Origin of the sequence: Georgenia sp. 311 (assembly GCF_006151955.1) — a bacterium.
Lineage (GTDB): Bacteria > Actinomycetota > Actinomycetes > Actinomycetales > Actinomycetaceae > Oceanitalea > Oceanitalea wutianyii.
The window spans coordinates 10,667-21,179 of record NZ_VDFS01000040.1 but is presented as its reverse complement, the minus strand read 5'-3'; the positions used below and the strand labels follow the sequence as shown (position 1 = coordinate 21,179).

Below are 10,513 nucleotides of genomic sequence, written 5' to 3'. Positions count from 1 at the left end.
TCGCGGCCACGGCTCTCGTGGCCGCGGGTCTCGCCGCCGTCGCGACGGCCGGAGCCCTCGCGCGCGCCGCCGCGGTTGCCGCGGCCGGCGGACTTGCCGGTCTCGCCCAGGTCCTCGAGGGTCTCGGCACCCAGGCCCGCCCGGGTCCGCGCGCTGCGGGGCAGGCGGCCGGTCACCCCGGCGGGGATGCCCAGGTCGGAGTACAGGTGCGAGGAGGTGTGGTAGGTCTCCGGCGGCTCCTCGAGCCCGAGCCCGAGGGTCCGGTTGATGAGCCCCCAGCGCGGCATGTCGTCCCAGTCGACGAACGTGATCGCGGTGCCCGACTGACCCGCGCGGCCGGTGCGGCCGATGCGGTGGAGGTAGGTCTTCTCGTCCTCGGGGCACTGGTAGTTGACGACGTGGGTGACGTCGTCGACGTCGATGCCGCGCGCGGCGACGTCGGTGGCGACGAGGACGTCGACCTTCCCGGCGCGGAAGGCGCGCAGCGCCTGCTCACGGGCGCCCTGCCCGAGGTCGCCGTGGATGGCGGCGGAGGCGAAGCCGCGCTCGGCGAGCTCGTCGGCGACCTTCGCGGCGGTGCGCTTGGTCCGGGTGAAGACGATCGTCAGCCCGCGGCCCTCGGCCTGGAGGATGCGCGAGAGCATCTCGACCTTGTTGAGCGCGTGCGCGCGGTAGACGACCTGTCGCGTCGACTTGACCGTCTGGCCGTCGTCGTTCGGGTCCTGCGCGCGGATGTGCGTCGGGCGGCTCATGTAGCGGCGCGCGAGGGCCACGACGGCGCCGGGCATCGTCGCCGAGAAGAGCATGGTGTGCCGGGTCGCGGGGGTGCCGGCGAGGAGGGTCTCGACGTCGGGCAGGAAGCCGAGGTCGAGCATCTCGTCGGCCTCGTCGAGGACGACGGTGCGCACGCGCGAGAGGTCGAGGATGCGCTGCTTGAGCAGGTCGATCATGCGGCCCGGGGTGCCGACGACGACCTCGGCGCCCCGCTGGAGCGCCTCGACCTGCGGCTCGTAGGCGCGCCCGCCGTAGACCTGGACGACACGGAGGGTGGGGCGGCGGCGCGAGGCGGCCGCGAGGTCACCGGCGACCTGGGAGGCGAGCTCACGGGTGGGGACGACGACGAGCGCCTGGGGCTTGCCCTTGTCGGGCAGCTCGTCCCAGCCGTCCTCGCCGGGGGCGACGGTGTTCTGCAGCGCCGGGATGCCGAAGCCGAGGGTCTTGCCGGTGCCGGTCTTCGCCTGGCCGATGATGTCGTGGCGGCCGAGCGCGACGGGCAGGGTGAGCGCCTGGATCGGGAAGGGGTGGATGATCCCGCCGTCGGCGAGGGAGTCGACGATCGCCTGGTCGACGCCGAAGTCGGCGAAGGTGAGCTCGGGGGCGAGCGCCTCGTTGGACTCGTCGGTGATGTCGGTGTCGATGGTGGCGATGCCGGCGTCGTCGAGCGCGGCGCTGTCGGCCGCGGTGGAGACGTCGATCCTGTCGTCGCCGGCAGAGGGCGTGATGACGCCCGAGGAGGTGTCGGTCAAGAGTCGTACCTATCCGGTTGTGGCGGGGCGGCGAAGGCGCCGTCGGCACCGCCTGGTCGTGGCAGCCGATCGTGGGCATTCGCGCCGCGCGTCGCGGCAGGGCTCTGATACGTGACGACCGGTCAACCGTATGAACCGTGCCAGTGTAGCGCCCGGGCCGCCACGAGGGCTGTGAGACGGGACTCCGGGATCAGGTGGTCTCGCGCAGGCACGGCGTCCCGTCGGAGAGCTCGGCTCTCGGGCAGCGGAGTGCGGTCGCAGGACGTCGCATGGCACCGTGACGCCGCGGACGGCGAGCCCGCGCCCCGTGCTCAGGGCGCGGGCGTGCCGTTTGGGACGTAGCCCATCTCGGCGGCCACCTCGCGCACCCGGGCCACGGTCTCGGGCAGCAGCAGGCCGGTTGAACGCGCGGGAGACGGTCGAGGGGGAGACCCCGAGCGCCTTGGCGACCTCGACGATCGTCGTGCTAGCCACCGCCGTCCTCCTCGAGGAGGCGGCGCACCGCGTCGTGGAGGATCTCGGCGGCCCCGGGGAGGAACGGGCCGGGCATGCCGTAGTAGCGGTACGCGTCACGGACCTCGTAACCGCCGTGCGCGTACTCCTCGGTCACCGGGAGGTAGCCCGGGACGCCGTCCGCGTAGCCGAGGACGACGGTCGGCCGGCCCGGGCGCAGGGCGGCGATGCGCTCGGCGGTGGCGAGGAAGGGTTCACCGGGCAGCCCGACGACGCGCAACGGTCCGGCGGCGAGGACGGTCACCCGCCCGGTCCACGTCGGGTGGCCGTCGGCGTCGACGGGCAGCACGACCTCGGCCGACCTGAGCGAGACGCGGTCGGCGGGCAGGGGGTGGGTGGCCGACGCCGTGACGGCCGTGGCGAGCACGGTGCCGATGCGCCAGGCCTCGGCGAAGGTCCGCCGTCCGTCCCCGGTGGGGGTGAAGGACGACTCCGCGGAGTGTCCGGTGTTGACGTCCCCGGCGGCGCCGGTCGCGAACACGCACACGCTGCCCGGTGTGGCCTGCTCGACGAGGTCGCGGACGACGCCCGGGTAGTCGGCGCTCACGAGCGTGTTGGCGCCGTCGAGGACCACCGGGTGGCACGGGTAGGTCACGAGCGTGAGGACGACGTCCCCCGGCACGCCGCCCTCGCCGGCGGCGCGGGCGTGCAGCGTCTGCACCGCCGGGTCGATGACCCGGTCGGGATGGCGGCGGTTGCGCGCGACATCGACCCCGGTGGCCTGCCCGTACTCCAGCGTCGCCGGGACCTGGGCGCGGCGGGCGCGGTCGACGGCGGTCACGGCGGCGGCGACGACACGGTCGTGGACCACGGCGTCGTGCTCCCCGGCGCGCCCGAGCCCGACGCACGGCCCGGAGTGGGTGTGGGTCGCCGTGACGACGACGTCCTCCAGGCCGAGGGCGCGGACGTGCCGGCGGACCTGCGCGCAGGAGTCCTCGTGGAGGGTGCACACGTCCGCCGTGACGAGCGCGACGTCGTCGAGGACGACGGCGCGCACGCTCAGCGGGTCGTGGACGCCGGTGCTCGGGCCAAGTCGTGCGGCGAACCCCGCCATCGGCGTGCCGGCCGGGACGTCGACGAGCTCGACCGCCGCCCCGGCGCGCACGGTGCCCGGCCCGGAGGTCATGGGACGGGGTTCCCGCCCTGGACGACGTCGAGGACCTCGCCGGCCCGGAAGAAGACCTCCTGGCTCGCGAGGTTGGAGTGCCCGCCCGGCCCGTAGACGTGGACGAGGCGGTCCGCGGCGACGGGCTCAGCCACGGGAGGCCTCCGCGTCCGGCGCGGCAGCCGCGTCGACGTAGAGGTCGACGTCGGGGTGGAGCTTGAGCGCGGTGCCGGGGACCTCGGGGGTGGGGTCCAGCCCGAGGGTCCGGGTCACGGCGGCCCGCTTCTCGCCGCCCGGGACGGAGCACACGACGTGCGCGCTGTGGAGCAGCCGGGGGATGGTCACCGTGACGGCGCGCTCGGGGACGTCCTCGACCGTGGGGAAGTGGCCCTCGTCGGCCTGCTGCCGGCGGGAGACGGCGTCGAGCTCGACCACCCGTGCGGCGCGGGGGTCGGAGAAGTCGGCCGGTGGGTCGTTGAACGCGAGGTGGGCGTTGACCCCGAGCCCGCAGAGGAGGACGTCGAACGGCTCCTCGCCCATCGTCCGGGCGTACCCCGCGGCGGCCTCGTCCGCGGCCTGGTCCACCGGGATGCGGTGGAAGGTGGTCGGGCCGGGGAGCAGGGAGAGGAAGTTCGCCTCGAGCCAGTTGCCGAACCCCTGGCGGGCGTCGAGCGGCAGACCGACGTAGTCGTCCATGTGGAAGAAGGTGACCGCGCCGAAGTCGAGGTCCTGTGCCGCGGCGAGCGTCCGCAGGGTGTGCGCCTGGCTCGGGGCGGCGGCCAGCATGACGCGCGCGCTGCCCCTGGCTGCGAGCGCCTCACGCAGCAGGAGGGCCGCCCGGGTCCCGGCGGCGCTGCCCATCTCCTCGGGTGTGCCGTGCACGTGGAGACGGATCGGGTGCAGAGTCATGACGCTCCTTGCGGTGTCGTGCGGTTGAGGAAGATCAGTGCCCGGATGACGTGGAACGGGTCCTTGACGGGCAGGGCGACGACGGCGTTGAGCGGTGCGCCGGACCGCTCCCGGATCTGCAGCCACTCCCCGTTCACGGCGTCGGGGAAGGTGTCCATCGTGTAGCCCGCGACGCGTTCGGCCCAGGCCGCCATGTCGGTGTCCCCGGTGAGGGAGGCGAGGAGGGCGGTGGCGTAGAGCGCCTCGGCGTGGACCCACCACAGCTTGGTGTCCCACGTGCCGGCGACCAGTGCCTCGTAGGGCGTCGGCTCGGGGCCGAGCAGGTCGCCGCGGGGCGGGCCGCCGTCCCGGTCGGTGTAGCGCAGGACCCCGCCCTCCTCGGCGTCCCAGCCGATGGCCAGGGCGGTGCGCGCGAGGGCGAGGTACCGCGCCGTGTCCGGGACCAGCCCGGCCTGCTGCTCGGCGTGCACGAGCATCCACAGCGCCTCGAGGAGGTGGCCCGGCGTGCGGTGGCGCGCGAGCATCGCCTCGTCGAGCCCGGCGCGCTCCGGGCGGAACTCGAACCACGTCGCGCGGTCGAGGAACTCCTCGTGCAGGGACGCGAGGGCGCGGTCCCGCACCGCGGTGACGCGCTCCCAGTCCGCTGGGGCGGCCGCCGCCCCGGCGTCACGCGCCCGGAGCAGCTCCGCGGCCGTGTGGAGGAGGTTCATCGGCCCGGCGAGGTCGCGGAACCCCGGTGGCACCGGGTACGGCGCGGTGAGCGCCGTGCGGTCGAGGATCGCGGTCTCGGCGGTCGTGAGGATGGTCGTCGCGAGCCGGACCCACTCCGGCGGGGCGGAGGGGTCCACCCGTGCCGCCGCGCCGAGCCCGAGCGCGGCGAACAGGTCGGCGAAGACGCTCGCGGCGACCTCACCGTCCGGTCCGGTCAGCCGGCGCCCGTGCCGGTCGGTCCGGAACGCCGTGCGTCCCTCACCGACCGGCACGTGTGCGGCGAGGAAGCGCGCTGTGCCCGTGGCCCGTGCGGCCCACGCCTCGGCGTCTACGTCGAGGCGTCCCGCGCGGGCCTCCTCGGCGAGCTCCGCGCACAGCCAGGCCCACCGTCCCTGCGACCACGTGTACTTCTCCTGCGAGAGCAGCACGCCGTCGTTGTCGAAGCAGGTGAACACCCCGCCCACCTCGTCGTCGAGGGCACGGCCCTGCCACCACGGCAGGACGTCCTGCTCGAGGTGCCGGCGCCAGCTGACCGTCTCCATCAGGCGCGCTCCGCCGTCGCCAGGTCCTGGTCCTCGATGTCGCGGTCGAGGGAGTCGATGAGCGCGTCGCTCTCCGGGGTGTTCTCGGGCTTGAGGTAGCCGATGACGATGAAGAGGACGAGGGAGACGAGGACGGGGCCGGCGACCGTGAAGGCCTGGGCCTGGTCGCCGAGCGACTCGATCCAGCCGGGCCACACGTACTTGTTGAGCGCGAAGACGATGAGGCCGGCGGCCCAGGAGATGAGGGCGGCGGAGGGGCCGGACCTCCGGAACCAGGGCAGGAGCCCGAGGAGCATCGGGATCGCGATGGGCCCGACGAGCGCGCCGAACCACGTGATGAGCAGGCCGAGGACGCCGCCGAAGCTGTCGGAGGTGAGCGCGATGCCCATGGAGAGCGCGATGAAGAGGAAGGTCGTGAGGCGGGCGACCCACAGCTCACGGGCCTCGGGGAGGAAGCCCCTGCCCTTGCGGAAGGCGGGGATGATGTCGCGCACGACGACCGAGGAGATCGCGTTCGCGTCGGACGCCGTCATCGCCATGGTGTGGGCGAACATGCCGGCCAGGACGAGGCCGACGAGGCCGGCCGGCAGGAGCGACTGCGCCATGATCGCGTAGGACTCCTCCGGGTTCGCGAGGTTCGGGAAGAGGATCGGCGCTGCCCACATCGGCACGAAGAGGACGAGCGGCCACAGCAGGTACAGGCCGCCGGACAGGATCATCGAGCGGCGCGCCTCACGGCCGTTCGGCGTGGAGATCATCCGCATCGCGAGGTTCCAGGTGCCGCCGTTGTAGGAGAGCGTGGCGATGACGCAGTACGCGAGGAAGAACCACATCGTCAGCGTGCCGTTGAACGGCTGGGAGTGCCCCGCCGGGAGCTGGTCCCACATGGTCCAGAGGGTCGAGACGCCGTCGAGCTTGACGAGGACGATGACGAACATCACGATGGCCGCGACGAACTGGATGACGAACTGGCCGAAGTCGGTGAGGACGTCGGCCCAGATGCCGCCGATCGTCGAGTAGAACATCGTCACGCCGCCGACGAGGAGGACGCCCCAGGCCAGCGGGATGCCGGCGAAGACGTTGAGCAGGATCGCCGAGGCGGTCCACTTCGCGGCGACGTCGAAGACCTTGAGCAGCGCCCCGGACCACGCGAGCACCTGCTCGGTGGGGAGGTTGAACCGCGTCGTGAGGTACTCGAGGGGCGAGATGATCCCCAGCTGCTGGCGCAGGCGCGGCCAGCGCGGGGCGAAGAGCCAGGCGCCGACGGCGCAGGCGACGGTGATGCTCAGCGCCCACCACACGTACACGGCGAAGCCGGTCGTGTAGGCGAGGGCCGCGTACCCGACGAACACCGCGGCCGAGTAGCCGGACATGTGGTGCGAGATGCCCGTCAGCCACCACGGGATCTTCCCGTCGGCGACGTAGAAGTCCTTCGCGTTGGAGATCCGGCGCCTCGACCACATGCCGATCCACACCATGACGAGGAAGTAGCCGCCGACGACGGCCCAGTCCAAACCACCCACGTTGTCTCCTCATTGATCCAAAGTGACTCGTCCGGAAGGGCGGCTGCCGGTCCGGTGCGGAGACGATGGCATGCAAGCGTTTGCATGACAAGTGTCACGCGGAGGCTCGCCCGGTGGTCACCCGTGGGCCGGACGTACGCTGGACGTATGCCGAACAACCCGCCCTCACCGCCACTGGACGGCCGCGAGGGGCCGGCGTCCGTCCTCGCCCTCCTCGGTGCGGGTGACCTCGTGGCCTTCTCCTGGCTGTCCGCCGACGCCGACCTCGCGCCCGCGCTCGGGGCACGCGAGTCGCTCGCCCGGGCGGCGGCCGAGCGGATGGGGCACTACGACGTGGTCGCGGCCATGCTGGACGAGGCCGTCGGCACGCACGAGGGGGTGACGCCCTACCTCGGGTTCCTCGAGGAGGTCGGCGGGCGCATGGAGGCCATGAGCTGGGAGGAGCAGCTGCTGCGCACCGCCGTCATGGGCGGGATGGTGCACGACCTCGGCGATGTCCTCGCGCAGCTGCTTCCTGCCGAGCAGCGCGAGCGCGTGATGCAGGGGGCGAGCGCGCCGGACGACGTCGTCATCGACCTCATGGCCGGGCGCCTCTCGCAGGACGAGCCGCTGCGCGCGCGACTGTCCCTGTGGGGCCGCCGGGTGGCGGGGGAGGCGCTGGCCGTGCTGCCCGCGGTCGTCGCGCAGATCGCCGACGCCGCCGGGGACCGGCGCGAGGCCGTCACGGCGCTCCAGGCGCCGGCTGCCGCGACGATGTCGAGCAGGCACGCCCAGCGGATGGAGCGGCTCGGTCTGGCTGCCTGAGCGGGCAGCCGCAGACCCGTCACCGACCGGCTGGCCCGCCCCGAGGACAGGGCCGTCCGGCCGGCAGCCGCTGGGTCAGATCCCGAAGCCGACGCGGCGGGGGGTCTCCGAGCCGAGGCGCACGTAACCGAGGGCCCCGCCGGGCACGAGGAGCTGGACGCCGTGCTCGTCGGTGAGCTCGAGCGCGGTGCCCGCGTCGAGCGCCGACCGGACCGTCTCCCGCAGCTCGTCCGCTGACAGCGGCGACTCGATCGTGATCTCGCGGGGGATGTCGCGCACGCCGATGGTGATCTCCAAGGTGGCTCCTTGCTGAGGCGGCCGGGGCCGCGGGGACTGGCAGTCGTCCCATCGTAGGCGGGCAGGGCTCGCGGGGCGGGGTGGTGTTCGCCGCGGGCGTGACGGGATGTCGGTGGGTCGTGGTTCCATCGTGGGCGTGGCACACGTGAGGCTCGACGTCCCCGCGGCACCCGCCCCCGTGGGGCTGGACGCGGGGCAGCGGCGTGTCGTCGACCGGCCCGTGGGGCAGGGGCACCTCCTCGTCGTCGGGGCACCGGGCAGCGGCAAGACGACGACGGCGGTGGAGACCTTCCTCGCCCGCGCCGCCGCCGGGGCACCGGTCGGCTCGCACCCGCTGAGCAGCCCGGCGCTGCTCCTCGCGCCGTCCCGGCGGGCGGCCGACCGCGTGCGCGACCTCGTCGGCTCGCGCCTCGTCGGCGCCGGGGGCAGCTCGCGAGGGCTCGTCCGCTCGGTCGCCTCCTTCGCCTACGCCGTCGTCCACGCCCGGGCCACGGCGCTGCGCCTGCCGCCGCCCACGCTCGTCACCGGCCCCCAGCAGGACGCGATCCTCGCCGAGCTGCTCGCCGGCCACGCCGAGGGCCTGGGACGCGACCCCGGCTGGCCCGCCGAGATCGGCGCCGAGGCGCGGGCCCAGACGGCGTTCCGCAACCAGCTGCGCGACCTGCTCACCCGCGCCGTCGAGCTCGGCCTCAGCCCGGAGGACCTCGCCGCCCTCGGCCGGCGCGCGGGCCGGCCCGAGTGGGAGTCCGCCGCCGTCGTCCTGGAGGAGTACGCCGACGTCACCGTGCTCGGGGAGAGCCCGGCCGACCGTGGCCCGCGCTACGACGTCGCCGCCGTCGTCGACGTCGCCACCCAGGCGCTGCGCGACTGGCGCACCGACCTGCCCGACCTCGCCCCGCCGCGGTGGGGCACCGTCGTCGTCGACGACTACCAGGACGCCACGCTCGCCACGGCACGCCTCCTCCACGCCCTCGCCGACGACGGCGCCGAGCTCGTCCTCCTCGGCGACCCGGACGCCGGGGTCCAGGGGTTCCGCGGCGGGACGCCCGCGCTCGTCGGACGTGCCGTCACCGGGGAGGCGCTCGGTGGGTTCGGTGCCGACCGCGAGGTGCTCGGGACCGTCTGGCGCGGCACGCCCGAGCTGCGCGAGGTCGTCCGCCGAGTCACCGGGGAGGTGTCGGTGGTCGGGGGTGCCCGCCACCGCGCGGCCCCCCACGTCCACGAGCTCGACCCCGCTCCCGACGCCCCCGCGCACGGCGCCCCGCACGGCGTGGAGACCGCGGTGCTGCGCAGCGTGAGCCAGCAGGCGGCGCACATCGCCCGGCGGCTGCGCGAGGAGCACCTGCACCACGGCACGGCGTGGTCGCAGATGGTCGTCGTCGTGCGGTCCACCGGCCAGGTCGCCGGGCTGCGGCGCCAGCTGCGCGAGGCCGGCGTCCCGGTCGCCCAGGAGGGTGCGCGCCAGGCGCTGCGCGAGGAGCCCGCGGTCCGCCCGCTGCTCACGGCGCTGCGCGCGGTGAGCGGCGGGCTCGACGCGGAGGCCGCCGTCGCCCTCCTGTGCTCCCCGGTGGGCGGCATGGACTCGGTGTCCCTGCGCGGGCTGCGCCGGGTGCTGCGCACCGCTGCCGCCGCCGAGCTGCCCGAGGCCGCGGCCCCGGCGGCGGTCCGCGCGGCCACCGACGCGCTCCTGCTCGAGGTCCTCGCCGCTCCCGCCCGCGCCGAGCAGCTGCCCGGACCGCACCGGCGCGGCCCGCTGCGGGTCGCGCGGGCGCTCGCCGCCGGACGCGTGGCCGCCGAGCGTGGCGGCGGCGCCACCGAGGTGCTGTGGGCCGTGTGGGAGGCCACCGGCCTCGCCGACCCCTGGCGCCGCCGGGCGCTGGCCGGGGGAGTGTCCGGCGAGCGCGCCGACGCCGACCTCGACGCCCTCATGGCGCTCTTCCGCGCCGCCGAGCAGTTCGACGAGCGGCAGGCCGGGGCGGGGCCCGCCGGGTTCGTCGCCGAGGTCCTCGCCCAGGACATCGCCGCCGACACCCTCGCCGCCCAGGCCCAGCGCACCGAGACCGTCGCGATCCTCACGCCCGCCGGCACCGGCGGCGGGCAGTGGGAGGTCGTCGTCCTCGCCGGGCTCCAGGAGGACGTGTGGCCCGACCTGCGGCTGCGCGACACCCTCCTCGGTGCCGGCGAGCTCGCCGACATCGCCTCCGGCAGGCGCGAGCCGGGTGCCGTGGCCCCGCGCAGCCAGGCCCGGCGCGACGTGCTGGACGACGAGCTGCGCATGCTCGCCGTCGCCGTCTCGCGCTCCACCCGCCGCCTCGTCGCCACCGCCGTCCTCGACCTCGACGACCGCCCCTCCTCCTTCCTCGAGCTCCTCGGTGCGGACACCGAGGACGCCGCCCTCACCCGGGTCCCGCCCGCGCTCGACCTGCGCGGGCTCGTCGCCGAGCTGCGCGCCGCGCTCGACGAGGAGGTCGCCGCCGGAGACCTGCCCGGCAACCGGCCCCGGCTCGAGGCCGCGGCCGCGCTCCTGGCCCACCTCGCCGCCGAGGAGGTGCCGGGCGCCGACCCCGACGACTGGCACGGCCT

The 10,513-nt window shown here is 74.9% G+C and carries 9 protein-coding genes; 2 read left to right on the top strand and 7 right to left on the bottom strand.

The window, feature by feature from the left end; translation table 11 throughout:
- The 6 genes from FHE66_RS08420 to FHE66_RS08390 form a co-directional block, all read right to left on the bottom strand.
- On the bottom strand, window positions 1-1,427 hold a 1,427-nt coding region (locus FHE66_RS08420), incomplete at its 3' end, for a DEAD/DEAH box helicase (RefSeq protein WP_255303655.1).
- Window positions 1,428-1,992: 565 nt separating this feature from the next.
- Entirely contained in the window at window positions 1,993-3,165 is a 1,173-nt protein-coding gene (locus tag FHE66_RS08410) for a neutral/alkaline non-lysosomal ceramidase N-terminal domain-containing protein (RefSeq protein WP_139072523.1), read from the bottom strand.
- Window positions 3,162-3,299 (bottom strand): hypothetical protein, encoded by a 138-nt coding sequence (locus FHE66_RS08405; RefSeq protein ID WP_218013661.1) that lies wholly within the window; start codon window positions 3,297-3,299, stop codon window positions 3,162-3,164. Before FHE66_RS08405 ends, FHE66_RS08410 begins: the two co-directional genes overlap by 4 nt.
- The gene (locus tag FHE66_RS08400) at window positions 3,292-4,053 is read right to left on the bottom strand and encodes a 6-phosphogluconolactonase (protein ID WP_139072522.1); all 762 of its coding nucleotides are present in this window, start codon (window positions 4,051-4,053) and stop codon (window positions 3,292-3,294) included. Before FHE66_RS08400 ends, FHE66_RS08405 begins: the two co-directional genes overlap by 8 nt.
- Complete coding sequence (locus FHE66_RS08395; protein ID WP_139072521.1) at window positions 4,050-5,306, bottom strand: AGE family epimerase/isomerase; 1,257 nt, start codon at window positions 5,304-5,306, stop codon at window positions 4,050-4,052. Before FHE66_RS08395 ends, FHE66_RS08400 begins: the two co-directional genes overlap by 4 nt.
- Window positions 5,306-6,829, bottom strand: a complete 1,524-nt coding sequence (locus FHE66_RS08390) for a sodium:solute symporter family protein (RefSeq protein WP_139072520.1) — start codon at window positions 6,827-6,829, stop codon at window positions 5,306-5,308. The genes FHE66_RS08395 and FHE66_RS08390 overlap by 1 nt, the downstream gene beginning before the upstream one ends.
- A 147-nt stretch (window positions 6,830-6,976) precedes the next feature.
- Here FHE66_RS08390 and FHE66_RS08385 point away from each other — a divergent pair, with 147 nt between their 5' ends.
- Window positions 6,977-7,633 (top strand): ferritin-like fold-containing protein, encoded by a 657-nt coding sequence (locus tag FHE66_RS08385; RefSeq protein ID WP_176554712.1) that lies wholly within the window; start codon window positions 6,977-6,979, stop codon window positions 7,631-7,633.
- A gap of 75 nt (window positions 7,634-7,708) precedes the next feature.
- On the opposite strand, the gene FHE66_RS08380 is transcribed toward FHE66_RS08385, so the two are convergent.
- The gene (locus FHE66_RS08380) at window positions 7,709-7,930 is read right to left on the bottom strand and encodes a DUF3107 domain-containing protein (RefSeq protein WP_139072518.1); all 222 of its coding nucleotides are present in this window, start codon (window positions 7,928-7,930) and stop codon (window positions 7,709-7,711) included.
- 136 nt (window positions 7,931-8,066) lie between these two features.
- On the opposite strand from FHE66_RS08380, the gene FHE66_RS08375 reads away from it, so the two are divergent.
- Window positions 8,067-10,513: UvrD-helicase domain-containing protein (locus tag FHE66_RS08375; protein ID WP_176554711.1), on the top strand; the 2,447-nt coding region annotated here is incomplete at its 3' end.